Raw genomic sequence first — 26,387 nt, forward strand, 5'->3', positions numbered from 1 at the left:
AGCGTGCTCAAGCTGAGGTCCAAAATCGACCATTTAGTTCACCGGCCCACTCTAGGTGATAACGGCAATTTTCTGATTTACATCCGTGCGAGGTCCGCGATTTTACATGTTTGTTTTCCAACGTAGATATCCAGACGTTCTGCGATGAAACAAATAATTCATTGATAGTGATAGTAAGCCGTGTCAGATTCCAATCATGGCCTTTCGGATAGCCGGTAGTAATTCTTCCTCGACCTCGCCGCCTTCGATTTTAGCGGTTGCGTTGTTAGCAAGAAGTACCGTTGCAGATGCCGACCCGATAGCGATGCGAAACTGCAGCTTCTCTAATATGTGTGGTCTATTTCCTGTTATTTTCTGACAAGCCTCACGTACATCTTTATCGCCCTTAATTACTACCTTTGCGGTAGCGCTGTCTTCCAACTTCAGGCCACCAACTTGGATAGAAGAAATTGTCAACATGCCCCCAAATGTCTGTTGAATTCCCTCAGCCCATTTCAGAACATCAACACTCAAAGGCGCAAGACTCACTGAAAAGTCGCTCGCCTCTATCAACTCGCTTAGAAGTTGCTGCACCGACCTCGACGGATCAATCAATTCGAGACCAGGCCATGTCGCGGTGGCTCTAAAGGCTGTTTGACGATACTCCAACCGTTCAAACGTGACTTCCTTACCAAATGGGTCTGAGACCGTTTCTTGAAATTCAAAACGTTCAATGTATCGTGCCTCGAGGAAGTCATCTCGTATTCGATCAAGCAGAAATCCACTACGGTTTTCCAACTTAAAGCTGTTTTGACGCATACTCTTCGACAAACTTCTAATAGCGACTGGCCAATCCGCTTCTAGCCACCTATAGCGCGTCATGATGCTGCCGCCATTTTTGTGGGCGACCCGTCCACAGACTCGTCTTGATTATCCGCCTGAATTTTCGCTTCTAATGCTGCACGATTAGAACGCATATCAGATAAAACGTCTTGGGCAGTCTTTTCAATAAGTTTCGTTAGAAGCTCTCGCTCTAAATCTGTAACGGGCCTTGAGGACTTAGTGTGACCACCCTCTTGAAAACGATACACTCCCTTGATAGCCAATCTGAAATCTTTACCATTTTCTCCATCTTGAAACTCTGCATGAAGATGATTTTTGTCGTATGGCGGTGAAATTTGCAGCCCCTTCCAGGTCACCGATGTGATGAAGAAACCACGCTTCTTGAGCGCTTGGTACTCAGGTGCTGCAATAAGATTTTCCCCACTCATACCCATACTACGGACCACGACAAGCATAGTGCGTTCCACTTCAGCACGCTCGTCTTCGTCGAGTTCGGCCGGTTCATCTGTATCACTCTGTGGTTTGCTCGGAGCAATCTTTAGATTGGTCACTCCATTTAGCTTATGCCCGGCCATCTCTGACATAATGCGTGTAAAAAACGTATTACGCTCATCGGCGGTGAATTCGGGATCTAGCGCGATAGCGTTACGTATCAAGGGAGCACGGCGATTACATTCTATTCGTCCAGTTAAATTTTCTACGACTCGCTTTGCCTTATCGCTAGCCGGAAAGCGGATAATTGTTTGACCTGCCTCATGAGCAAAGGAAAAAGTCGCATCTTGACGGGTACGCTGAATCAATCGAGTACGAGAGTAGTCAATTTCGTCATATTCAAGATTCATCACTACTGCACTAGCACCTTTGTTATGAGAGTCGACCTTTTCGGATTTGCCCACTTCAATTTGGTACTCAGATACAACAGCACGTATGTCATTAAGTGGAACCTCTCCCTCGAGCACAATGAACGTTGTCTTCTCATTTCTCCGCGAGGTCTCTCTACGACTAATGAGATCAGTAACCTCGTAGTAAGTATGCGGAAGTGTTGAAATTGACTCAACCAAATCGTCTCGAGTGTCATGTAATGAGTAGAAGACTCCTCTCTCGCTGGCAAGCTCACGAAGTACGGTTTCCGTCAGACGTTGCTTTGCAGAAGCCAGCAAGTCATGGATATCCTTGTCTGTCGCATATAACTGCGCAAGCTGTTCACTCATAGTCCATTCCTATTTCAATCTGAGAAAATCGCGTGCGTACCTGCGCAATACTGGAGAACTGAATCTCTGAAACTCTTTGCGCCAAACTTGTGTCTTCTGCGCCCGCGGCAAGTCCTTCAATGTATGTCTGAACAGTTTTTCGAAACTTCGGCATCGCATAAGCGGAAGCATCAAGCATCTTGATCTCTACGCTCACATCCTTCTCAAACACCTGATAATGTCGAAGGTAGTCAAATAGGTAAGTAAACTCATCACTTGACTCCCCTTTCCCCCGGTAAAAAAGCACCAATCCTCGCTTACCAGGCGACTCAGGATGCACGAATTCCAAAACAATCAGTTTAGACGTAAGCATCTCTAAAGTTGCAGATTTTGCTTTGTCCATCTGCAAGTTTTTTTTGCGCGCGAGCTGAGGATAGTAATATTTACAATGCTGCGGGGCTGGAAGCTTACTTCCACTGCGACGACCCCGCATCTGCACAATTTCGTACCGCACATTGTCCAACCAGTAGATGTCTTCGGGACCAAGAACTACTATCTTCGAGCCACGGGGAATGTCCAACTTAACGGATTGAAGCGCCCTTAAGTTTTCGTTGAAGTCCTTGTCATACTCACCATCATGGTTGTAGATAAAAAGAAGACCTGCAATAGCAGGGGTCTGGCCTTTGTGGACATAAAGGTCTTGCCACTCCTCACTAACCTCTGCACAAGCAACTTGCTTGGCCAAGCTTTCAAGTGCCCCCTTCAGCTTAGGTAGAACGATAGAGCTTCGTGCATAGCTTTTAAGATCACACTGCAAGAATGTACGCTGTTGAGTATATGGTTCGTCATAGTAAAAGACGACGTCTGAAGGATGGGTTTTCACCTCATGTACATCTGGGTTTACGCATGCCCAGTTGTGATTCATTGGGCCAGTGCGCTCCCAAAAAAATTCAGAGAACAACTCAGATGAAAGCATCTCCGCCATTGTGGCGATATTTCCAGTTTCAGCCATCTAAAAGGCCTTTCCTCAAGAGTTTATATTTATATCGTACCGGAGGCAGATGACGGCTACCTGCCTTATAAAATTTAAACGATATTTATCAGAAAATACAAAATGGCAAGACCGAAGCAATAAATCACTTTATTACACAGGTAGCGACAGAGGTAAACCACTCAGCAAAACTACTCCAAGGAAAAGTTCTTACTAATACGATTAGGTGCAATAAGCAAAAAACTCCCGGCACCCAGCTTTCGATATGAGAAATAGGCCGATACAGCCTAGGGTTTTTCCCGCGCTGTAGAGCATCCCATTCCGCATCGTAAGGACTTATAGGCAAGCGCTTTTCGATGTCTTGCACCACTTGCCGCAGTGTTCAGATTTTTGTATGAGTTGATTATGTTGTACCAGAAGAGAGTCAACATACATCCTGCCAAAGCCAATAACCACATATAGTCGACTGGCTCCGTCTTAGAGGTCAGATAACCGACGAATGCGAGAATTGCAGAGTTCACGCTTAAGAAGTATGTATTCGCGGCAGTACGACGCTGACTAATACGATCAGCCATCTCAACATACAATTTGTACTGATCTAATAGGTGACTATGCCACTTGTCATTGACCGGATATATCTGGCCTTCCGATAGCTCATTCCAGAGCTTCGCCTGTGGGACATCAGGCATTAACGACCACCATGAATGAGAGCCTTCAAGTTCTCCCACGTCCAGTCGTACATTTTGTCGCTCGCTGATGCCGTCGTTGGCTTAGTACAAGCCTTGTCTTTATAGCCCTTAAGCAAGAAATACGGCTTCTTCAATTCCTTTGCAATTTTCAACTCTTCAGCCACCCCAGCAGCAGCGTGAGTACTTTGACCGCACAGTATGCATACCACATCCACATTGCTGATCTTCCGGCGGACCTTAGTGATCCAGTCACCATCCATATGCTCCTTAACCGACGAGTCCCAAATATCGAATGGCGTATCTGAATGTTTCGACTGCCCTACCAAGAGCATCTTGAGGTCAGCATCGTTATCGAAGTCAAAGCTCACGAACAGCTTTTTGCGTGCCATGTCAGTTGTCTCATAAGTAGTGAAGTACAGAAGGATACATGATGTTGCTAAATGCATCTTTAAAAACATCTTGAGCGCTCCATCTCACTCCAGCATTGCAAGCTTTGCCTTCTCTGCAAGAGTTCGCCTATCTAGGACTCATGACCCTCGATCTCCGGACAGCCAGCCATGGCATTGCATTGCATTCCGCTGTGGACGAGATCATTTGTTTAAGCAAAAGCTAACGCTACTAATGAGGGCAACGCAGTGAATTTATCGCGGTTGTCTGCAGCAAATGGAAATACATCCAGCATATTTTTCCCTTTAGCAGCTGATGACCTCAGAGACTTCATCAATAAAGCTAGCCATCTAGCAACTCGGGCGCTTATTCAGCGATCACCTCAGCCCAAGAACTTGCACGAATCCCTCGCCTCCCCCCACTCCCGCACCCCAACAAGGCAAACTCTGACGCCCACCCCCTTCCCCGCAGCCGCAGAATTTGCCCATGCTCGCTGCTTCTGCATCTGCCAACGCCCCACCCGCTGACGTCATCACGCTGACCGACAAAGGTCTGTACTGCGCGGCTGGGGATTTTTTTATTGATGCCTGGAAGCCGGTACACCGCACCTTTGTCACCCACGGCCACTCGGACCATGCCCATGTGGGGATGGGCGAGTACTACTGCAGCACAACCAGCGAACCAATTTTGCGATGGCGGCTGGGGGAGCAGAACATCCATGCGCTGCCGTTTGGGCAGTCGATCACGATGGGGGAGGTGCAGGTATCGCTGCACCCGGCGGGGCACATTCTTGGTTCCGCCCAGGTGCGGGTTCAGCACGGGGATGCGGTGTGGGTGTTCACGGGCGACTTCAAGCGCGAGCCGGATCCGACCTGCGAGGCGTTTGAGCTGCTGCGCTGCGACACACTGATTTGCGAGGCGACCTTTGCCTACCCGGTGTACGCCTGGCCCACGATAGCCCATGAGGTCGAACGCATTGAGCGCTGGGTGGCGCATTGCAAGGAGCAGGGCAAGGCGGCAGTGCTGTACGCCTACAGCTTGGGCAAGGCCCAGCGGGTGCTGGCAGGCTTGACTGGCAAGCTGGATGCGCCCGTGTTGCTGCATGGCGCGATGGCGCGTGGCACCGATATTTACCGGCAGGCGGGCATTGCGCTGGCCGCTACCGAGATGGTGGCCGATGTGCCCGTCGATACAGACTTTGCTGGCCGCATGGTGCTGGCACCGCCCTCTGCGCAAGACTCTGCCTGGCTCAAGCGCTTTAAACAGGTGGAGCAAGGCTTTGCCTCGGGCTGGATGCTGCTGAGGGGCAACCGGCGGCGGCGCAATATGCAGCGCGGCTTTGTCATATCGGACCATGCCGATTGGCAGGAACTCGTCGACACGATTACCGAGTGCGGCGCCCAGCGGGTGCTGGCCACCCATGGCAATACCGATGCGCTGATCCCCTACCTGCAGAGCCTGGGCATACAGGCGGAGCGCCTGCGTACCGCCTATGGCGATGAAGAGGAGGCGGCGGAATGAACCGCTTTGTGGCGCTGTACCAGCTGCTGGACGAGGCATCCGGGACCCGCGACCGCGAGCTGGCGCTGCAGCAGTACTTTGCCGGCGCCACTGCCGCCGAGGCGACCTGGGCGGTGTATGTGCTGAGCGGCGGCAAGGTGAACACCGGCAAGAACCGGCTGGCCACCACCACCGAGCTGCGTACCTGGGTGAGCGAGCTGACTGCCCTACCGTTGTGGCTGGTGGAAGAGAGCTACCGCCAGGTGGGCGATTTGGCGGAGACCTTGTCGCTCTTGGTGGCGGCTTGGCAAAAGCAGGGTATTAACCATCCTGAGCTTGCTGGTTCGGCTGGCACAGCCGTTGCCCCCGATGCCGATGCGCCCTGGCATGCATCCCTGCTAGGCGCCACTTTTAAAACCCCCGACAACGACAGCCGCTTGGACGAATGGACCGAACAGTTTTTGCTGCCGCTGGTGGCCGCTGATGCCGAGCAGCGCAAGCGTGCGATCCAACAAGCCTGGCAGCAGCTGGATACCCCTTCGCGCCTAGTCTTTAACAAGCTGCTGACCGGATCGCTGCGCGCTGGCGTTAACAAGCGCAGCCTGCAAAACAGCCTGGCGCCCTTGGTGGGGATATCTGCCGCCGATATGGCGCACCGCATGGTCGGCGAATGGCTGCCCAGCGCCCAAGCCTATGAGACCTTGATGGACCCGGAAACCAGCGCGCAGCTGCTCGATAAGCCCTACCCCTTCTACCTCGCCTCCCCCTTGCCGCAAGAGCCAGAAGCCTTGGGCGACCCCAAGGACTGGCTGGCCGAATGGAAGTGGGATGGCATCCGCGTGCAGCTAGTGCGCCGCCAGGGCCATGCGCCCTATTTGTGGTCGCGTGGTGAGGAAAGGCTGGACGGCCGCTTTCCGGAGCTGGAGGCCGCCGCTGCACTGCTGCCGCGCGACATGGTGCTGGATGGCGAGCTGCTCGCCTGGGATTACGAGCAGAACAAGCCGCTGTGCTTTGTGGCGCTGCAAAGCCGCATTCAAAAACGCAAGCCTTCTGCCAAGCTGATGCAGACCGTGCCGGCGCGTATTTTGTTTTATGACCTGCTGGAGTGTGATGGCGAAGACCTGCGCGCCCAGCCGCTGGAGCAGCGCCGCGTCAAGCTGGAGCGGATCATCCACCACGCTGCACTGCCGGCGCTGGGCATATCGCCCCAACTGCCGTTTGACAGCTGGGATGCCCTGCCTCCGTTGCGCAATTCCGCCGCCGAGCGCAATGCCGAGGGGCTGATGCTCAAGGCGCTGGCCTCCCCCTACAAGGAAGGCCGGCGCCGGGGCGATTGGTGGAAGTGGAAGGTGGACCCGTTCAGCATTGACGCGGTACTTATTTATGCCCAAAGCGGCAGCGGCCGCCGCAGCACCTTGCACACCGACTACACCTTTGCGGTGTGGAGCGGCGATGCGCTGGTGCCCGTCGCCAAGGCCTACTCGGGCCTGACCGATGTGGAGATTTTGCGGCTGGACAAATGGATCCGCAGCCACACGGTGGAGCGCTTTGGGCCGGTGCGCTCTGTCACGCCCAGCCTCGTGTTTGAGATTGCGTTTGAAGGCGTGAACCGCTCCACCCGCCACAAGTCTGGCGTGGCGGTGCGGTTTCCGCGCATCTTGCGCTGGCGCGAGGACAAGACCGCGCAAGACGCCGACCAGCTGAGCGCCTTGCTGGAGTTGGCCGATGGCTGAGTTGAATGACACCACGGCCCCCAGCGACCGCGCAATGCAGCGTGCGGCCAAGCGCTGGCGTGACTGGTTGAAGGAGCAGGACATTGGCGCGGCTGTCTTCCAGCAGCAGGCCTGGCGAGCCTATGCGGATGGGCACAGCGGATTGATATCGGCGCCCACGGGGCGGGGCAAGACTTTGGCGGCGCTAGGGGGCCCGTTGATGCAGGCGATGGCCGAGGCTGAGACGCCTGAAGGCCGTGCAGCACATGGGCCGCGCATGCTCTGGGTAACGCCCCTGCGCGCCCTGGCCAGCGACACCCGCGAGCGCATTACCGGCCCCGTAGCAGCCGTGCTGCCCCACTGGCAAGTGGCGATGCGCACAGGCGATGCCACATCGCGTGACAAGCGCCTGACCGACAACGGCAAGGCGCAGCTGGTGGTGATTACGCCCGAATCCCTGGCGCTGCTGCTGAGCCATGAGCGCAGCCGCGAGCAGTTCAGCCAGCTGCGCTGCATTGTGGTGGATGAGTGGCATGAGCTATTGCCCAGCAAGCGCGGGGTGCTGCTGCAGTTGAACCTGGCTCGCATCCAGGCGCTGGCACCTGGCGCGCAGGTCTGGGGCCTGTCGGCGACGATTGGCAATCTGCAAGAGGCCAGCGATGTGCTGCTGAGCGCCTGGCAGGTGAAGGAGCCGGCACTGGTTCAGGATATGCGGCCCAAGCCCTTCCACCTGCACAGCATTACGCCGCCCCTGGGCACGCGCATGCCCTGGGCGGGGCACTTGGGCCTGGCCAATTTGGGTGAGGTGGCCAAGCTGGTGTTTAGCGCCCCCAGCACCATTGTGTTTACCAATACCCGCGCGCAGGCCGAGCTGTGGCACACGGCGCTGGCGAGCATCTGGCCAGAAGATGCCGACACTTTGGCGATCCACCATGGCTCGCTGGACCAGGGCGTGCGGCAGTCGGTAGAGCAGCGCCTGCGCGCAGGCACTTTGCGCTGCGTGGTGGCGACCAGCAGCCTGGATTTGGGCGTGGACTTCCCGGCAGTAGAACGGGTGATCCAGATTGGTGGCGCACGATCCGTCGCCCGCATGGTGCAGCGCGCCGGCCGCGCCAAGCACCGGCCTGGTGCTGCCGTGCATGTGGAGGCCGTTGCCACCCAGGCGATGGACCTGGCCGAGTTTGCTGCCGTGCGCGAGCTGGCCGAGGCGCAGGTGTATGAGCGGCGCGATCCGCTGCGCCTGTGCTTTGATGTGCTGAGCCAGCACGCGATGAGCGCGGCGCTGGCGGGTGGGTTCCGCCCGCCGGAGTTGCTGGCGGAGGTAAGGCGCACAGCGGCATTTCGTGATTTGAGCGATGCCCAGTGGCAATCGGTGCTGGCGTTCTTGCAGCATGGCAGCGATTCGCTGGTGCAATATCCGCAGTACGAACGCCTGCACTGCGAGGATGGGCTGTGCCAGCCGGCCAATACGGGGGTGGTGCGCATGCACCGCATGTCGATTGGCACCATCACCGCCCACGGGGCCGTCAATGTGCAGTACCTGCGCGGCGCGCGGTTGGGTTCGGTCGAAGAGGCGTTTATCGCCCGTTTGAGCGCTGGCGATGTGTTTAACTTTGCCGGCCGCAGCCTGGTGCTGGTGCGGTTGGAGAACCAAACCGCCTGGGTGCGCCGCAGTGCCGAGGTGGGCCTACTGACCCCTGCATGGGCCGGATCGTTGATGCCCATGTCCTCATCCCTGGGCGAGCGCATGCAACAGCTGCTAAGCACCGCCGCTGCCAGCCCAGCCGCCGATGACGCTCCCCATGCCCGCGAGCTGCAATGGCTGCAGCCGCTGCTGCAGCTGCAAAGCCAGCGCTCGCTGGTGCCAGGTGCGGACCAGCTGCTGATTGAGCAAGTAGGCAACAACCAAGCCGCCAAGGCCGCGCCGCTGTTTGTCTACCCCTTTGCCGGCCGGGTGGCGCATGAGGGGCTGGCGGTGCTGATTGCCACGCGCTTGGCCCACATCCAGCCCAACACCTTTGCCTGGGCCTGCAACGAGATCGGGCTGATGATCCAGCCCACCTTGCCCATCGACGCGAATGCGGTGGACTGGACAGAGATTTTTAAGCTCGATGGTTTGGATACCGACCTGCGCTCGGCCGTGAACTTTAGCGAGCTGGCACGCAAGCGCTTTAAAGAGATTGCGCAGATTGCCGGCCTGGTGCAATCCAAGGTGCCGGGCAAAAAGAGCCGGGCAAGTGATAGGCAATTGCAGGTATCGGCCAGCCTGCTGTTTGATGTGCTGAGCAAGTACGACCCCGAGCATTTGCTGCTGCGCCAGGCCCGGCAAGAGGCGCTGGACCAGGAGCTGCACCTGCCGACCATGCAAAGGCTGCTGGGCAGTATGGCGGTGCGGCAGATTGCATTGCGCTTTCCGGCCAAACACACGCCCTTCTCGTTCGGGCTGTGGGCGGAGAGCTTTCGCGGCCAGCTCAGCAATGAGACCTGGCAAGACAAGGTGCGCCGCATGGCCACCCAGCAAGAGCGCCAGATCCCTGGCGAAACCACCCACCGAAAAGCGGCGCCACACCCGGGCGGACGCAAACCGGGAGCGGCCAGCCGTGCGCGCCGCCCCCGACAACCAGAGGATTCTTCTTGATGGCAGGCACGCACTCCGCTCAGCTCTTCTCTCCGATTCAAGTTTCCCCGTCGCCGCAAGACCATGTCGCCGCCAGCATTGCCGGCATGGAGTTTTTGGTACTGGCCGAGCGGGCGCTGTTCTGGCCCCAGGAGAGCATGCTGATCATTGCGGATTTGCACCTGGGCAAGAGCGATATCTTTAGGCGCCGGGGGGTGGCAGTGCCGCTGGAGGTGCAACGCCAAGACCTGTTGCGCCTGCACCAGATTCTGCAAAAGTGGCAGCCGCAAGAGCTGGTGATTCTGGGCGATTTTGTGCATGGCCGCTTTATTGGCGAAGACACTTTTCAGCTGTGGCAAAACCTGCGCCGCGCCAACCTCAAGACCCGCTTTCTACTGACCCGTGGCAACCATGACCGCTATCTGCAGACGGAGGCCTTGCTGCTGGATGATGTGCAGACCCATCTGCCCCGCCACCAAGTGCTGATGAGCCATGAGCCGATGGGCCCGGGCGTCCACCACTTTGCGCTCAATATCCACGGCCATGTCCACCCGGCCATGCGGGTGCCGCAGCTGCGCAAACGCCTGCCTTGCCTGGCCTACTCGGCCCCTTATCTGAACCTGCCGGCGTTCTCGGAGTTCACCGGATCTGGGCCGATGGCCGTACAGCCGCTGCATGCCTGGCTGTTTGCCGATGAAAGCCAGGCGCCGGTGGCGGTGTACTGAGGCCGCTCTGCCGCGCCCCGTTCCCACACCGGGCGGCTAAATCCTGTCGGCCCCAACCCCTCGCCAACCAAGTCTGGCGCGTGTTTGCGCAGATCCGCCGATGCTGCTACCAGCGAAGCGCGCACGGTCTGCTTCGCGTTTGGACTACAAACTTTTCCTGGGCAAAAAGCAGAATGAAAGCCTTATCTAACAAGGAATAGCAATGGTTACCACCACATACGTAGAGGACGACAGAATCGTCGCTGGCGCCGTACCACGCGCTATCGCAGGCAACAGTGAAAGTGCGGTCTCCTGGGCCGCCATTTTTGCGGGCGCCTTGGCAGCTGCGGTGTTGTCGCTGCTGCTGTTTATGCTCGGCATTGGCCTGGGTCTGTCATCGGTGTCGGTCTGGTCCGGCCGAGGGGCAGATGGCGAAGCGATTGGTTGGGGCGCAGTGGCCTGGCTGGTGTTTACGCAGCTGGCATCTGCGGGTGTCGGTGGCTATATTGCGGGCCGCCTGCGCACCAAGTGGCAAGGCGTACACACCGATGAGGTGTACTTCCGCGACACGGCACACGGCTTTCTGTCCTGGGCACTGGCAACCATGCTGATGGTGGCGGTGGCCGGTTCGCTGGCAGGCGCTGCGATCACCGGCACGGCCAAGGCAGCGGGTGCCGTGGTGAGCGGTGCAGCCCAAGTGGTGGGCGGTGCTGCCAGTGGTGCAACGGGCGTGATTGGTGGTGCAGCTTCCGCCGCGCTGACCGGTGCTGCCGGCGTGACTGCGGGCAAGGCGAATGAATCGGGCTCGGACCTGAACTACTGGATCAACAGCCTGCTGCGCCAAGGTGGCCCTACCGAGCAGCAAAAGCAGGACATGAAGGACGGCGCGCAAAACGTCGCTCAAAAGGCCCGCTCTGCTGCCGATGACGCCAGCGAGATGAGCACCGTATTTGTGCATTCGCTGCAAGCCGGTTCGCTGTCGAACGACGACCGCCAGTACCTGGGCCGTTTGGTGGCACAGCGCACCGACATGAGCCAGGAAGAGTCGGAGAAGAAGGTGCAAGCCACCTACGACCAGGTCAAGCAACAGATCGACAAGGCCAAGCAAACTGCCCAAGAGGCCGAAGTGAAGGCCAAGGAAGCTGCTGAGCAAGCCCGCAAGGCCACTGCCTACTCGCTGATGTGGATGTTTGTGGTGCTGCTGATTGGTGCCTTTGTGGGCAGCCTGTCTGCCACCTTTGGCGGCCGCCAGCGCGACGCTTAAACCCCGCCTCTTACCCACCGATTTAACCCATTTGCCTGCGGGCAAACCTAGAAAGGAAACACCATGCGTTCCATCCTGCTTTGGCTGATTGGCGTGCCGATCCCGATCATCATTTTGATTGCGCTGTTCTTCCATTAAGAAGCACAGACAGGCGCATCACGCCAACCCCTCCCAGGCCGCTCACTGAGCGGCCTTTTTAACGTCTGCCAGCCAGTCGCTGCAGCCGAGCACCTCAGAGTGCGCATACAGCCAAGTCCTCCAAACGCCTACAAGCGCGACGTGGTGCAACTGTCATCCTTAGAGGTTGAAGCCCACCGGCTTACTACAACGCCAACCCCACGGAGATCCACGATGACCACTCGCAAATCGACCTCGTCCACCGCACAAACCCAAGGCGCGGGGGGCGAGCTCCACGAGCAGGCCGGTGACGGCCATCCGGTAATGACCACGCAGCAAGGCATTCCGGTATCGGACAATCAGAACTCGCTGCGGGCCTTTAACCGAGGCCCCACTCTGCTTGAAGACTTTGTGCTGCGCGAGAAGATCACCCACTTTGACCATGAGCGCATTCCAGAGCGCATCGTGCATGCACGCGGCACGGCGGCGCATGGCTACTTTGAGCTGAGCCAGTCGCTGAAGAAATACACAACGGCCAAGGTGCTGACCGAGGTCGGCAAAAAGGTGCCGATTTTTGCGCGTATCTCTACCGTGGCCGGTGGCGCAGGCTCGGTCGATACACCGCGCGATGTGCGCGGCTTTGCGATCAAGCTCTACACCGAAGAAGGCAACTGGGACCTGGTGGGCAACAATATCCCGGTGTTCTTTATCCAGGATGCGATGAAGTTCCCCGACCTGGTGCATGCGGTGAAGATGGAGCCGGACCGGGGCTTTCCGCAAGCGGCCTCGGCGCATGACACGTTTTGGGATTTCATCTCGCTGATGCCCGAGTCGATGCACATGATCATGTGGGCGATGAGCGACCGCGCCATCCCGCGCAGCCTGCGCACCATCGAAGGCTTTGGTGTACACAGCTTCCGCCTCGTCAATGACAAGGGCGAGAGCACCTTTGTGAAGTTCCACTGGCGCCCTCAGCTGGGCATCCAGTCCACCGTCTGGGACGAGGCAGCCAAGCTGCAGGCGGCTGACAACGACTTTCACCGCCGTGACCTCTTCGAGGCGATTGAAGCCGGCCATGCGCCCGCCTGGGACCTGTTTGTGCAGCTGTTCACCCAGGAAGAGGCCGATGCCCTGCCCTATGACCACCTGGACCCCACCAAGATCATTCCCGAAGAAGTGGTGCCACTGACCAAGATTGGCAGCTTTACCCTGGACCGCTGGCCAGACAACTTTTTTGCCGAGACCGAGCAGGTGGCGTTCTGCCCGGCCAATGTGCCGCCCGGCATTGATTTCTCGAACGATCCGCTGCTGCAAGGCCGCTTGTTCTCCTACCTGGACACGCAGCTGTCGCGCCTGGGCGGGCCGAACTTTACGCAGATCCCCGTAAATGCGCCCAAGTGCCCGTTTGCGCATACCCAGCGCGATGGCCATATGCAGACCCAGGTGCCCAAGGGCCGGGTGGCCTATGAGCCATCGAGCCTAGACCCGAACTCGCCCCGCGAATCGCAGGCCCAGGGCTTCCGCTCGTTTGCGCAACCGTCCGAGGCCCATGCCAAGAGCCGCATCCGCCCCGAGAGCTTTGCCGACCACTACAGCCAGGCCCGCCTGTTCTACACCAGCCAAAGCGAGCTGGAGCAGGCGCATATGGCCAGCGCCCTGGTGTTTGAGCTGTCCAAGGTGCAAACGCCGCATGTGCGCGAAGCCATGGTCGCCCACTTGCTGGTGATTGACAGCGACCTGGGCAAGCGCGTGGCCAAGGGCCTGGGACTGGCAGCCCTGCCCAAGCCCGCCAAGCCAGCGGTGCCCGTGCAAGACCTGCCGCCCAGCCCCGCGCTGCGCATCATTGACCGCATGAAGCCCACCTTGGAAGGCCGCTGCGTCGCGATCCTGGTGGACGATGGCTCCAACGCCGAGAATGTCGCCGCGCTGCAAAAGGCCATCCTGGCTGAAAAAGCCATGGTCAAGATCATCGCGCCCAAGATTGGTGGCGCCACCTTGAGCGACGGCAAGCATATCGCCGCCGATGCCCAGCTGGCCGGCGCGCCATCGGCGCAGTTTGATGCCGTGGCTTCTGTCATCCCCATGGCATCGGGCGAGATGCTGAGCAAGGACAGCGCTGCGCAAGACTGGTTCCGCGATGCCTTTGGGCACCTGAAGGCGATTGCCGCTTGCAAGGCCACGCATTTGATCCTGGATGCCGCCGGTGTGAAGCCGGATGAAGGCGTGTTCGACCCCAAGGATGTGCCCGGCTTTATCAAGGGTGCGAAGAGCCGCTTCTGGGAACGGGAGCCGAAGTTGCGTACCTTGGCTTGATGGCTTAATGGTTAGGCAGATCGCCGAGGCTAGGGCCTAACTTCCGCGATCGGCACCCCACACAAGGCGCTGCAGTGCAAACTGCGGCGCCTTTTTTACGCGTATAGCCGACGCGCATCCGCTTGGCAATCGCTCGTATAAAACCCTGCGCCATCGCGGGAAAGTACCGTGCAAACCCGTTTCAGCCCAATGCTATGATCCGGCAAAATTTGTATGATAACCATACCAGTCCCCTCGGGTGCAATGCCCGGGAGGTTCCTCTAATAAGTCAACGAGACAAGTCCTGACACATGACGACCTTTGCCCTTTTGAGCATTGCCGGCGCCAGCATTGCTGCACTGTTGCTGCTGATCATCCGATTTGAAATCCATGCCTTTGTGGCGCTGATGCTGGTAAGCCTGTTGGTGGCACTGGCAACGGGCATTCCGCTCGCAGAGATCATCCCCACCTTGATATCCGGCATGGGTGGCACCTTGGGATCGGTGGCGATCCTGGTGGCGCTCGGGGCGATGCTGGGCCGCATGATTGAGGTATCGGGCGGCGCCAATACCCTGGCGCAGCGATTTAGCCAGCTGCTGGGCCCCAAGCGGGTGCCGGCGGCGCTGACGGCGGCGGCGCTGGTGCTGTCGATCCCCGTGTTCTTTGATGTGGGCTTCATCATCCTGATCCCCATCATTTATGGCTTTTGCAAAGCCGCTGGCGTCAGCCCCATCAAATACGGGCTGCCGGTGGCCGGCATCATGCTGGCCACCCATGTGGTCGTTCCACCGCACCCGGGCATTGTGGGTGGCGCAGCGGTGCTGTCGGCCGATGTGGGCTGGATCACGCTGATTGGGCTGGGCATCTGCATTCCGCTGGCCTTTGTGGCGCAGTGGGTGGGCGGGTACTTGAACCGCCGCCACTATGCGATGCAGCCGGAGGCCGAAGCGCAGTTCCGCAACTTTGGCAGTGGCGATGCCGCCGATGCGCCTGCCGCCAAGCTGCCGGGCGTGGGTGCCGTGCTGACCCTGATCCTGGCCCCGCTCGCCCTCATCATGCTGGGCACGACGGCGGCGACCATGCTGCCCAAGGGCGATGCGCTGCGTGATTTTCTGGCGTTTACCGGCGCACCGGTGTTTGCGCTGATGGTGGCGATTGGCCTGGCCTTTGTGCTGCTGGTCCGCCCCTTGGGTTGGACGCGAAAGCGCACCAATGAGGTGATGGAATCGGCCTTGCCTGCAGCGGCCACAGTGATTTTGGTGACGGGCGCCGGCGGCGTGTTTGCCAAGGTGCTGACCGTCAGCGGCATTGGCACCGCGCTGTCGCAAGCGCTGTCGGGCACGGGCCTGCCTTTGATCTTGCTGGGCTTTGTTATCTCTTTGGCCTTGCGCGCGGCGCAGGGCTCGGCGACGGTGGCCATTCTCACCACCTGCGGCCTGCTGGCTGAAAGCATCCAGAGCGGTGGCTACAGCGCGGTGCAGGTCGCCGTGCTGACGGTGGCCATCGGCTTTGGCGGCCTGGGGCTGTCGCATGTCAATGATTCGGGCTTTTGGATTGTGACCCGCTACCTGGGCCTGAGCGTGGCCGATGGCCTGCGCAGCTGGACGGTGCTGACCACCGTGCTGGGCGTCGTCGGCTTTGCGCTGACCTGCCTGGTCTGGGCGCTGGTGGCCTGATCCGCAGTTTGATTTGTCGCCTGCATTCTTGTGCCCCGGCCCCGCGCCGGGCATTCTCTATCTCTGATTCACGGGAGCATCTCCAATGACTACACAAGCACAGCACGCCAAGGTGGGCGTCATCGGCCTGGGCGCCATGGGCCTGGGCATTGCCCAAACCTTGCGCAACCGGGGCTACCAGGTCCATGTCTGCGATGTGCGCCCCGGCGCAGCGGCAGACTTTGCCAGCGCCGGTGGTGTGGCCTGCGCCAACCCGGCGGAGCTGGCAGCCCAGGTGGATGTGGTGGTGTCCGTCGTGGTTAACGCCGCGCAGACCGAGGCGGTGCTGTTTGGCGAGCACGGCGCCGCTGCAGCTATGCGCGCTGGCAGCACCTTTGTGATGTGCTCCACGGTGGACCCGAACTGGTCCATCGCGCTGGAGGCACGCCTGGCCCAGAGCGGTGTGCTGTATGTCGATGGCCCCATCTCGGGCGGCGCAGCCAAGGCGGCGGCCGGCCAGATGACGATGATGTCTTCGGCCACCCCGGCAGCGTATGCGGCAGCGGGCGATGTGCTCGATGCAATGGCCGGCAAGGTCTACCGCCTGGGCGACAAGGCCGGCGCGGGCAGCAAGGTCAAGATCATCAACCAGCTGCTGGCGGGTGTACACATTGCCGCAGCAGCCGAGGCCATGGCCTTGGGCCTGCGCGAAGGGGTGGATGCCGCTGCCATCTACGAGGTCATCACCCACAGCGCCGGCAACAGCTGGATGTTTGAAAACCGCATGGCCCATGTGCTGGCGGGCGATTACACGCCGCTGTCGGCCGTCGATATTTTTGTAAAGGACCTGGGCCTGGTGCTGGATACGGCACGCGCCAGCAAGTTTCCGCTGCCGCTGGCTGCTACCGCGCACCAGATGTTTATGCAGGCCTCCACCGCAGGCTACGCCAAGGAAGACGACAGCGCGGTGATCAAGATCTTCCCCGGCATCACCCTGCCCCAAGCTGCCAATGACGGAGGCCAGCGATGAGCGGCGCCACCTTGAAGCTGGGCTGCATTGCCGACGACTTTACCGGCGCCACCGACCTGGCCAACAACCTGGTGCGCGCCGGCATGCGCGTGGTGCAGACCATTGGCGTGCCCAGCGGCCCGTTGGGTACCGAGGTGGATGCGGTGGTGGTAGCGCTCAAGTCGCGCACCATCCCCGCTGACCAGGCCGTCGCCCAGTCGCTGGAGGCCCTGCGCTGGCTGCAAAGCCAGGGCGCGCAGCAAATCTATTTCAAATACTGCTCCACCTTTGACAGCACACCCGCCGGCAATATCGGCCCGGTGACGGACGCCTTGATGGATGCGCTGGGCAGCGACTTCAGCATCGCCACCCCCGCCTTTCCGGACAACAAGCGCACCGTCTTCAAAGGCTATCTGTTTGCCGGCGATGTGCTGCTGAACGAGAGCGGCATGCAGAACCACCCGCTCACCCCCATGACCGACCCCAATCTGGTGCGCGTGCTGCAATCGCAAACCCGGCGCAAGGTGGGCTTGATTGACCACAGCGTGGTTGCCCAGGGCGCAGACGCCATCCGCAACCGCATTGCGGCGCTGAAGGCCGATGGCGTCGGCATTGCGATTGTCGATGCGGTATCGAACGACGACCTGCTGCGCATGGGCCCGGCTTTGGCTGACTTGCCGTTGGTGACGGCCGGCTCCGGCGTCGCCATTGCGCTGCCCGCCAACTTTGGCCTGCAGCCCGGCAACCAGGCTGCCGCCTTGCCAGCAGCCAGTGGCCTGCAAGCGGTGGTGTCGGGCAGTTGCTCGGTGGCGACCAATGCCCAGGTGGCACATTTCATCGCCAGCGGCCACCCGGCCTTGGCGCTGCAGCCACTGCGCATGGCCGCTGGTGACGATGTCGTGCGCGAGGCGCTGGACTGGGCCCGGCCGTATCTGGCCAGCAGGCCGGTGCTCGTCTACTCCACCGCCGAGCCGGACGATGTGCGCAGCATCCAGGCCCAGCTGGGCGTGGAGCAGGCCGGTGCGCTGGTCGAGCAAACCCTGGCCGCCATTGCGCGTGGCTTGGTAGATCTGGGCGTGCGGCAGCTGCTGGTGGCCGGTGGCGAAACCTCGGGCGCCTGCGTGCAGGCCCTGGGCATTGCGCAGATGCGCATTGGCGGCCAGATTGATCCAGGGGTGCCTTGGTGCCATGCGGCCAGCCCGGCGGCACCCGAGGGCTTGCACATCGCGCTCAAATCGGGCAACTTTGGCAGCACCGACTTTTTCAGCAAAGCTTTCACCTCCTTGCAAGGCTGAACACCATGGTCTTTATGGACGAAACCAGCGCCCGCGCCGAGATCTGCCGGGTAGGCGCATCGCTGTTCCAGCGCGGCTATGTGCATGCCAGCGCCGGCAATATCAGCGTGCGCCTGGCGGATGGATTTTTGATCACCCCGACCGATGCCAGCCTGGGCCAATTGCAGCCCGATCGCCTGGCCAAGCTCGATCTGCAAGGCCAACAGCTGAGTGGTGACCGCGCCAGCAAGACCATCGTGCTGCACCAGCGCATTTACAAGGCCAGCGCCAACACGCCAACGCCCGCTGGCTGCGTGATCCACACCCACAGCCGCCAGCTGGTGGCCTGCTCGCTGCAAGCCACTGCCGTGCCGGGTGTGGCGCCTGCTGCCGAGCTGCTGCCCGCGCTGACGCCTTACTTTGTGATGAAGGTGGGCCATGTGCCGCATATCCCCTACCACCGCCCCGGCTCGCCCGATGCGGCGCAGGCCGTGGCCGAGGCGATTGCGCAGTACGCAGCCGCCGGCAAGCCGATCCGCGCTGTGATGCTGGCACGCCTGGGCCCCAATGTCTGGCACGAGAGCCCGGCTGCCGCGATGGCCGCGCTGGAAGAGCTGGAAGAAACCGCCCTGCTCTGGAACCAGTGCCGCCAGCAGCCACCCGCGCCGCTGAGCGACGCCCAGATTGACGAGCTACGCCAGAGCTTTGGCGCCCACTGGTAAAACCTCATCTTGCCTGGCACGCACAGACCCTCTGCCTGCCGGCCGCCCCTTTTTGGAATACACCCCATGCCCCGTTTTGCTGCCAACCTGTCCATGCTCTACAACGACCTGGACTTTCTGGACCGCTTTGCCGCCGCTGCGCGCGATGGTTTCACTGCCGTAGAGTACCTCTTCCCCTACGCCTATGCGCCCGAGCAACTGGCCGCCTTGCTACAGCAGCAGGGCTTGCAGCAGGTGCTGTTCAATGCGCCGCCGGGCGATTGGGACCGGGGCGAGCGCGGCATGGCCTGCATCCCTGGGCGCGAGGCTGAGTTCCGCGACGGCATTGCGCAGGCGCTGCGCTACGCCCAGGCGCTGCAGTGCCCGCGTCTGCATGTGATGGCGGGGATGGTGCCTGCGGGCGTGGATGGCGCTGATGCCGCGATCTTGCGCTCCACCTACATCGCCAATATCCGCCATGCGGCCGAGCAAGCGGCGGCGCAGGGTGTGCGCATTCTGCTGGAGCCCATCAATGGCCGCGATATGCCCGGCTTCTTCCTGAGCCGCCAGGACCAGGCCCATGCCTTGGTCGCAGAGATTGGCGCGGCCAATGTGCAGGTGCAGATGGACCTGTACCACTGCCAGATCGTCGAGGGCGACCTGGCGATGAAGATCCGCCAATACCTGCCCACTGGCCAGGTTGGTCATATCCAGATTGCCGGCGTGCCTGAGCGCCATGAGCCCGATGTGGGCGAGGTGAACTATTCCTATCTGTTTGCGCTGCTCGACAGCCTGGGCTATGACGGCTGGATTGGCTGCGAGTACAAGCCCGCACGCGGCGCAGCGCCCCATGCCACCAGCGATGGCCTGGGCTGGCTCAAGCCTTATCTGACCAACGCTCAGTAAGCGGTTCCACGCATAGCTGCGGTGGATGGGTGGATAGGCTGCCCTAGAATCCCCTCATCCCCCTTTAGCCGCAGGCCTCGTGCCCGCCGCCATGCGATGCGACCACAAGCGACCGAATCCTTTTTGCAGCGGGTGCGCCAGCACCTGCAGGCACTGCCGGCCACCGAGCGGCAATTGGCCGACTTTGTGCTGGAGTTCCCCGGCGAGCTGGCCAGCTACGCTGGCAATGAGCTGGCCCAGCTGGCAAAGGTGTCGCCCTCGACGGTGAGCCGCTTTATCCGCCGCCTGGGCTACGAGAACTACGAAGAAGCGCGCCGCCAGGTGCGCGAGGACAAGCAAAGCGGCTCGCCGCTGTTCCAGTCGGCGGCCGAGGCTTTTCAGCGCGGTCAGATGCTGGCAACCCACCGCGAGCGTTCCATTGCCAATCTAACGAACACCCTGGACCAGCTGAGCGAGCCGCAGCTCAGCGAGATCGTGCAGGCCATCATCGCCGCCCGCCAGGTGCTGATCTTTGGCAGCCGCAGCAGCCATGCCTTTGCGCAGTACCTGCGCTGGCAGATCATCCAGGTGGTGCCCCAGGTGATCAGCCTCCCCGGCCCGGGCGAGACCCTGGCCGAATACACCGCCCAGCTCGGCAAAAACGACTGCATCATCCTCTTTGGCATGCGCCGCCAAACCCGCCAGATGGCCGCACTGCTGGCCAGCGCCAGCCAGGCCGGCGCCTCGATACTGCTTATCAGCGACCAGGCCTCTCCCCACTATGCCGCCGCCACCTGGTCCATCCAGTGCGACTGCCATGGGCCAGGCCTGTTGGACAACCATGTGGCCGTGATGGCGGTCTGCGACCTGCTGGCTACGATGGTGCTGGAGGCAGCTGGTGCGCCGGGCCGCAAGCGCCTGGCGGCGATTGAGCAGCAGCATGAGCAGCACCAGGAGTTTTGATGTTGGCTGGGCTGCAGCGGCCGCTGGCCGGCGTGGATGTAGAGACCCTCTGAAAAAATCGTTCCCGTGGTCTGAACGCGGTCTCGGGCGATCCGCGTCCATCCCGCTTGGCGAGGGTTTTGCAGAGCATCCCTAGCAGTGCCCGATCTGCATTCGACATTGAGATGACGGCATTCGGCCACGAGCTGAATTTTCAGCAACGACCATTTAGCTTGTGACCCATCGAGACCAAGAGTGGCAAATTAATCGAGTGACCCAAGCCCCACGGAGTTGCCAAAACGATCACGCACGCGCAGGAATGGCTGGCCACGCCCCATGTCCGGCATGTACATGAACTGGTGCCAGTTCCACATGACGCCATTGGGTTCGCCGCAGCTCATGTTCGGATATTCGGATTGCCTGTTAGGCACGCAGTAGATTTTTCCATCGGCAGTGGCAATGCCGTCTCCTTGGACGTTGTCAAAGCGCGCGATGCTATGGGTGCGGGCAACATACCAATCGCCCCGCATGCGCTCCGCAAAATTTTCAGGCGCATCAATTTGCAAGCGGCGGATCTTGACAGGGGCCTCGCCAGGCAGCTGCAACTGACCTTGCGTCCACCAGAGATGGAGGTTCGTTTCTCTATTTGTGTGTGGAGCGCTGAATTCCAAAACCGCGACTCCCGCATCTCCCTCCAACTGGGCAGACTGTGCAGCGCCACCCAGGCTGCGGCCTCCACGATACTGGCGCAGAGGAATGGTCGCCACGGTCGAGCGGCTGCCCATGCCTTTACTCTGGTAGCTAGCACTCCCCATATGGAAAGTGGGTTGGCCATCCGCTCGGTAGTTGAACAGTTGCAGGATGACGGTATTTCCCTGAATATCAAGCGCAATGCCACGACCAGGTTTACCGGTAAGCTCGTCTTCCACAATCCAGGTGCCATTCATCGGCATCAATGTGTTGGATGTGACTGATGCACTGCATGCGCCAGTAATGCATGCGCCGCCCGAGCCAAAAGATACGGTCGAGTAGTTTTGCTGTTGCTGCGGGTGAAAGGTGGTAATTCCTTCCCGATAAGTGGGTTCAACCAAGATGGCTCCCTCATCAAAACCCATCACGGTCACTGCTTGTGGATTTTCCCCAGTAGTGCGCAGCACTCCATGAATATCGGAGCCCGCAAATTGCAACTCCAGACTCTCCACTGAAGGAGCTTCGGATTGAAGTTTATCCTGAGCGTCACCCGTGTTCGGTGTGCAATGAAGGCGAACCTTGCCAGCAACAACATTGCATAGAAATTGGCGAATGGGGAGGAGCATGCCAGTGGTCGGCATGGGAACATACCAATCGAGATAGGTGGTACCAAGCTCACTTCGCCACAGCTTCGCAGGAGCGGTCCAGCTTGGATCACCTTGTGAATCCAAGGTAAACAAGCGCAATGTGCGGGTACCCACCTGCACGCGCGGATTGGTCACGCTGGGCTCGTTGTCTGCTACCAGAAAGCGTTCTATTGCTAACGCCTGCTCGCCCGGAAACTGGATCGTTCCTGCCACGCCGTTGCTGAACTGCACTGCTACCTGGCCTACGGATTTGTCCTCCACCGCATCTTGCATGGCACCACCGAGGCTGCGACCATTTTTATAGCGCATCAATGGTGCCGTCACACGGTTGCCATCCATCTGGCCCGTGGCGGTATAAAAGGTCGCATCACCATTTTTTTCATAGCCAAACACCTGCATAAAGAAAGTGTTGGCCTGTATATCAATCGCCAAACCCCGGCCCGGTTTGCCATCCAATTCGCTACTGACCACCCAAGTTCCGGCTTGCGGTGTGAAATCGCGTGCAGCCCAACCCACCGTACAGGAAAGAGCCATTACCGAAGCTGTAATGGCCGAGCGCAGAATTTGAATGCAAAGGGTGTTTTTCACTTGATCTCCATATATTTGGGATCAGTATAGAAGATTGCATTCATTAGATGGATATTCGCCCCGGGGTCAACAGCGATGGTCCGTTAACAGCGATTGAAGAACTGCTGCAGTCCCCAGCCTGACTGATAACGACCATCGGTTCTTCGCCTTAAACCTGTTACTGGCTAGACGCTTTCGCCCATTTGCAGATGACCGACATAGGGCGATGGACGATGGTCAGTGGATCAGGCAGATGAGAGCGCTTCGCATACAGCCTCGGTCACTTGTACCGTGGTGGCCGTCCCTCCCAAATCACCGGTCTGCAACAAGGGATCTGCGGTGATTTTTTCCAGCGCGTTCATCACGCGTGTCGTCGCTTCAATCTCGCCCAGATGCTCCAGGAGCATAACCACGGACCAGAAGGTGCCGACCGGATTGGCGAGGCCCTTGCCCATGATGTCGAATGCCGAGCCGTGAATCGGCTCGAACATGCTGGGATAGCGCCGCTCCGGGTCGATATTGCCGGTAGGCGCAATACCCAAACTGCCAGCCAATGCGGCGGCCAGGTCACTCAGAATATCGGCATGCAGGTTGGTCGCGACGATGGTGTCCAAGCTGGCGGGCTCGTTCACCATGCGCGCCGTGGCGGCATCCACCAGTTCCTTGTCCCAGTGGACGTCAGGAAACTCCTTGGAGACTTCCAGCGCAATCTGGTCCCACATCACCATGGCATGGCGTTGTGCATTGCTCTTGGTAACCACGGTCAGCAGTTTGCGAGGGCGGGACTGTGCCAGCTGGAAGGCGAACCGCATGATGCGCTCGACCCCCATACGCGTCATCATGGACACATCGGTTGCCGCTTCGAGCGGGTGACCTTGGTGCACGCGGCCACCCACGCCAGCGTATTCGCCTTCGGAGTTCTCGCGCACGATGACCCAATTCAGATCCTCGGGTTTGCAGCGTTTGAGCGGCGCATCAATGCCAGGCAGGATGCGCGTAGGACGCACGTTGGCGTACTGGTCAAAGCCTTGGCAGATTTTGAGCCGTAGCCCCCACAGCGTGATGTGGTCAGGAATGTCTGGGTCGCCTGCGGATCCGAACAGAATGGCGTCCTTGTCGCGCAACGCGTCCAGACCGTCCTCCGGCATCATCAGGCCATGCTTGCGGTAATAGTCTCCGCCCCACGCGAAATCTTCAAATTCAAAATCGAAGGTCTTGCTTTGCGCTGCAAGCGCTTGCAAGACTTGCTGGCCTGCGGGCACCACTTCCTTGCCAATGCCGTCACCAGGAATAGTCGCGATTTTGTAGGTCTTCATAGGGGTCTCCGATAGATTGCCGATGAGCCACTGTATGCACTTCAACCGCTAAAATTCGGCCTTCAAGTGAATGCATTGTTTACTTGAAGCTAACTATCTTCCATCCTCGATCCTTCATCCTGGAACCTATGACAGCATCGATTCAGCCGGCGGACCTTGGTTTTTTCTCCGTGCTCGCGGGTGCCGGGAGCTTGAGCGCAGCGGCCAGAGAGCTGGGCATTACCACGCCCGCCGTGAGCAAGCATCTGGCGCTGATGGAAAGCCGGCTGAACACGGCACTTGTCATCCGCACCACCAGGCGCATGAGCCTGACCCCCGAAGGCGAGGTCTACCTTGCGCATGCGCGTCGCATCCTGGGCGAGATCGACAACATGGAGCACCTGCTGAGCCACGAAAAGGCGTCGCCTAAAGGGCTTCTGCGGGTCAGCGCGACACTGGGCTTTGGCCGAACGCATATATCGCCACTGATATCCAAGTTTGTTTGCCAACATCCCCAGGTCGACGTGCAGCTACAGCTATCGGTGAACCCGCCTGCGCTGACAGACGACAGTTTTGATGTCTGCTTTCGATTCGGCCCGCCGCCAGACGCAAGAGTGATTGCCAAACGCTTGGCAGCCAATCGCCGCCTGCTGAGTGCATCCCCGGCCTATCTAGCGGCACACGGCACCCCCAAAGTACCCCAGGACCTGAAAGAGCACAGCTGTATTGGCATCCGCCAAGGCGAAGAGGCCTATGGTGTGTGGAAGCTCACCCGGGGGCGCGGCAGCAGTGCAACCCTGAACACCATCAAGACCCAAGGAAACCTCAGCACCAACGACGGAGATACCGCTGTGGCCTGGGCCCTGGACGGTCACGGCATCCTCATGCGTGCGGAATGGGATATTGAGCGCTACCTGCGCAGTGGACGTCTGGTACAGGTACTGCCGCAATGGCACACGCCCGATGCCGATATCTATGTGGTCTATCCCCAGCGCCATCAAATGGCCATGCGCGTTCGGGCGTTCGTGGATTATGTGACTGAGGCATTTCAGCGCTAGCTGGAGTAATGCGCTCTCCGGCCATGGGAATCCATCTCATGCTTTGGCCTGAAGCGTCGGCTTGGACGTCGAGTGCCGGCTGAGAAGTGACAGCTGGCGGATGGGCTGGTAACGGCCATTGGTTGAGGTGGGTCTGACAGCGTCCGATGTGCATTCGACTTTGGAACTACGGCAGCGGGCCAGAAGCTGAAGGTCATCGCGGTTCGGTGTAGATTGGTTGCAGCGATTGATAAGGAACATTTCCCGTGCACATCCGAATTAGGCGTGCAATGGTCAGTGACGCGACCGACGCAACGATGGGGGTGATGCGAAATATGTGACGGCATCCGTGGAGCCCAGTGGGATCGTTTTTGAGGGAAAAATGGAGAGCCGCGAATGGGAGCAAAGGGTCGCGGTGCTGAGCGCTCAACTCTCAACTGCCCAGGGTCGCCCCGTTCGAGACGCAGAGGACTAACCAAGGGTCTTGATTCAAGCTGGGCAACGCCTGCAATGGTCGGTCGGCGACCGTGATGGATTGGCCAGGAATCGCTAACCGGTTTTGTATCACAATCTGATTCAAATCGGACTGCCACTTCAAACCTGAATATCCATGCCCGAGTTCTTGCTCTGCCGTGTCGAAGATACGTTTCTTGTGTCTGGGCGCGGCCTCATCGTTGCCCCCGGCTTTCCCGCCTCCGCCTATCGATTCGATGCCAACCAGCAGGTTCGCGTGGTCCGACCGGACGGCGAGAATCTTGAATGCAGCGCTGTCTTCCAAATTCCATTCCAGGCGCCACCAGCGAAAGTGCTCAGTTTCTTTTGCACGCTACCTGCAGCCACCAAGCAGAGTGTCCCGATTGGCAGTGAAATTTGGCTGTTGGGGAGGAACGAGAGCGATGTGAAACTGGCCGCAGATGCCTGACGGCTGTGGATTCAACTGGTCATGATAGACAACAACAAACAAACTTTCGATGATGCCAAGATCGCCCGCCTCTGCCTCGCTTATATCGAGCGAACCTCCATGAAGCAGGATATTTGGGCCCACACAATACTATCCAGAGTTGACCCTCGTATTCCCCACCAATATCAACTCGAACTCGGCGAGTTGCCGATCGTGTCGTCCTATCTTTCGTTAACGAGCTGGTCCATTTTGACGTCACGCATGGTGGTCGGAAAGTACTTAACGCAGACAATCAAGGTTGCAACAAGGGATATACAGTCTGTCGATTTCGGCCTCTTTAAGGAAGATTCGGTTGGAGTAATGACCCTGAGCACGGTTGACTCAGAGCGGATGAGGCTGGAGTACGAAGCCGGCGCCGCTTCGATGGCGGCCATCCACTATTTTCAATTTTGGCAGCGCAAGGTGCCATACCTACACCTCCTTAAAGGGTAGGAGTGGT

23 protein-coding genes are annotated in these 26,387 nt (G+C 59.3%); 15 read left to right on the plus strand and 8 right to left on the minus strand.

From position 1 onward, the window contains the following. Positions 1-183: 183 nt before the first annotated feature. The 6 genes from HS961_RS19095 to HS961_RS19110 form a co-directional block, all read right to left on the minus strand. On the minus strand, positions 184-798 hold the full coding sequence (locus HS961_RS19095) for a hypothetical protein (protein WP_182324705.1): 615 nt from the start codon (positions 796-798) through the stop codon (positions 184-186). 59 nt (positions 799-857) lie between these two features. Beyond that, positions 858-2,033 (minus strand): hypothetical protein, encoded by a 1,176-nt coding sequence (locus tag HS961_RS19100; RefSeq protein WP_182324706.1) that lies wholly within the window; start codon positions 2,031-2,033, stop codon positions 858-860. Next, complete coding sequence (locus tag HS961_RS19105; RefSeq protein ID WP_182324707.1) at positions 2,026-3,024, minus strand: hypothetical protein; 999 nt, start codon at positions 3,022-3,024, stop codon at positions 2,026-2,028. Before HS961_RS19105 ends, HS961_RS19100 begins: the two co-directional genes overlap by 8 nt. A 124-nt stretch (positions 3,025-3,148) precedes the next feature. Next, positions 3,149-3,373: a RipA family octameric membrane protein gene (locus HS961_RS23780; RefSeq protein WP_420481818.1), complete on the minus strand. Its 225-nt coding sequence runs from the start codon at positions 3,371-3,373 to the stop codon at positions 3,149-3,151. Further along, positions 3,291-3,692: a RipA family octameric membrane protein gene (locus HS961_RS23785; protein WP_420481819.1), complete on the minus strand. Its 402-nt coding sequence runs from the start codon at positions 3,690-3,692 to the stop codon at positions 3,291-3,293. Before HS961_RS23785 ends, HS961_RS23780 begins: the two co-directional genes overlap by 83 nt. Then, positions 3,692-4,081, minus strand: a complete 390-nt coding sequence (locus HS961_RS19110) for a TIR domain-containing protein (protein ID WP_182324708.1) — start codon at positions 4,079-4,081, stop codon at positions 3,692-3,694. The genes HS961_RS23785 and HS961_RS19110 overlap by 1 nt, the downstream gene beginning before the upstream one ends. 484 nt (positions 4,082-4,565) lie before the next feature. On the opposite strand from HS961_RS19110, the gene HS961_RS19115 reads away from it, so the two are divergent. The 12 genes from HS961_RS19115 to HS961_RS19170 all read left to right on the plus strand — a co-directional run bounded on the left by HS961_RS19115 (position 4,566) and on the right by HS961_RS19170 (position 20,772). Continuing rightward, positions 4,566-5,600 carry a ligase-associated DNA damage response exonuclease gene (locus tag HS961_RS19115; protein ID WP_182324709.1) on the plus strand — a complete coding sequence of 345 codons (1,035 nt, stop codon included), beginning with the start codon at positions 4,566-4,568 and terminating at the stop codon, positions 5,598-5,600. Then, positions 5,597-7,312, plus strand: a complete 1,716-nt coding sequence (locus HS961_RS19120) for an ATP-dependent DNA ligase (protein ID WP_182324711.1) — start codon at positions 5,597-5,599, stop codon at positions 7,310-7,312. Before HS961_RS19115 ends, HS961_RS19120 begins: the two co-directional genes overlap by 4 nt. Continuing rightward, positions 7,305-9,929: a ligase-associated DNA damage response DEXH box helicase gene (locus HS961_RS19125; protein ID WP_202883130.1), complete on the plus strand. Its 2,625-nt coding sequence runs from the start codon at positions 7,305-7,307 to the stop codon at positions 9,927-9,929. Before HS961_RS19120 ends, HS961_RS19125 begins: the two co-directional genes overlap by 8 nt. Further along, positions 9,929-10,633, plus strand: coding sequence for a ligase-associated DNA damage response endonuclease PdeM (gene pdeM / locus HS961_RS19130; protein ID WP_182324713.1), 705 nt, complete (start codon positions 9,929-9,931; stop codon positions 10,631-10,633). The genes HS961_RS19125 and pdeM overlap by 1 nt, the downstream gene beginning before the upstream one ends. Positions 10,634-10,835: 202 nt before the next feature. Next, a complete protein-coding gene (locus tag HS961_RS19135) occupies positions 10,836-11,876 on the plus strand; it encodes a hypothetical protein (RefSeq protein ID WP_238347660.1) in 1,041 nt (346 codons plus the stop codon). Positions 11,877-12,227: 351 nt separating this feature from the next. After that, positions 12,228-14,306: a catalase gene (locus tag HS961_RS19140; protein WP_182324715.1), complete on the plus strand. Its 2,079-nt coding sequence runs from the start codon at positions 12,228-12,230 to the stop codon at positions 14,304-14,306. Positions 14,307-14,596: 290 nt separating this feature from the next. Continuing rightward, complete coding sequence (locus tag HS961_RS19145) at positions 14,597-15,961, plus strand: GntP family transporter (RefSeq protein ID WP_182324716.1); 1,365 nt, start codon at positions 14,597-14,599, stop codon at positions 15,959-15,961. An 85-nt stretch (positions 15,962-16,046) separates the two neighbouring features. Continuing rightward, the gene (gene ltnD, locus HS961_RS19150; RefSeq protein WP_182324717.1) at positions 16,047-16,970 is read left to right on the plus strand and encodes an L-threonate dehydrogenase; all 924 of its coding nucleotides are present in this window, start codon (positions 16,047-16,049) and stop codon (positions 16,968-16,970) included. Beyond that, entirely contained in the window at positions 16,967-18,244 is a 1,278-nt protein-coding gene (otnK, locus tag HS961_RS19155) for a 3-oxo-tetronate kinase (protein WP_182324718.1), read from the plus strand. The genes ltnD and otnK overlap by 4 nt, the downstream gene beginning before the upstream one ends. 14 nt (positions 18,245-18,258) lie before the next feature. Continuing rightward, on the plus strand, positions 18,259-18,945 hold the full coding sequence (locus tag HS961_RS19160) for an aldolase (RefSeq protein ID WP_182324719.1): 687 nt from the start codon (positions 18,259-18,261) through the stop codon (positions 18,943-18,945). 66 nt (positions 18,946-19,011) lie between these two features. Then, positions 19,012-19,830 (plus strand): 2-oxo-tetronate isomerase, encoded by an 819-nt coding sequence (gene otnI, locus HS961_RS19165; RefSeq protein WP_182324720.1) that lies wholly within the window; start codon positions 19,012-19,014, stop codon positions 19,828-19,830. A gap of 96 nt (positions 19,831-19,926) precedes the next feature. Next, entirely contained in the window at positions 19,927-20,772 is an 846-nt protein-coding gene (locus HS961_RS19170; RefSeq protein ID WP_182324721.1) for a MurR/RpiR family transcriptional regulator, read from the plus strand. Between the two features lie 242 nt (positions 20,773-21,014). On the opposite strand, the gene HS961_RS19175 is transcribed toward HS961_RS19170, so the two are convergent. After that, positions 21,015-22,676, minus strand: a complete 1,662-nt coding sequence (locus tag HS961_RS19175) for a hypothetical protein (RefSeq protein WP_182324723.1) — start codon at positions 22,674-22,676, stop codon at positions 21,015-21,017. Between the two features lie 224 nt (positions 22,677-22,900). Further along, positions 22,901-23,971, minus strand: coding sequence for a tartrate dehydrogenase (locus HS961_RS19180; protein WP_182324725.1), 1,071 nt, complete (start codon positions 23,969-23,971; stop codon positions 22,901-22,903). A 128-nt stretch (positions 23,972-24,099) separates the two neighbouring features. Between HS961_RS19180 and HS961_RS19185 the strand changes: the two genes are divergently transcribed. The 3 genes from HS961_RS19185 (at position 24,100) to HS961_RS19195 (ending at position 26,380) form a co-directional block, all read left to right on the plus strand. Further along, entirely contained in the window at positions 24,100-25,008 is a 909-nt protein-coding gene (locus HS961_RS19185; RefSeq protein ID WP_182328342.1) for a LysR substrate-binding domain-containing protein, read from the plus strand. 589 nt (positions 25,009-25,597) lie between these two features. Beyond that, positions 25,598-25,909 (plus strand): hypothetical protein, encoded by a 312-nt coding sequence (locus HS961_RS19190; RefSeq protein ID WP_182324727.1) that lies wholly within the window; start codon positions 25,598-25,600, stop codon positions 25,907-25,909. A gap of 21 nt (positions 25,910-25,930) precedes the next feature. Continuing rightward, positions 25,931-26,380: a hypothetical protein gene (locus tag HS961_RS19195; protein ID WP_182324729.1), complete on the plus strand. Its 450-nt coding sequence runs from the start codon at positions 25,931-25,933 to the stop codon at positions 26,378-26,380. Positions 26,381-26,387: the final 7 nt, after the last annotated feature.

The organism is Comamonas piscis (assembly GCF_014109725.1).
Taxonomy (GTDB): Bacteria; Pseudomonadota; Gammaproteobacteria; order Burkholderiales; family Burkholderiaceae_C; genus Comamonas; species Comamonas piscis.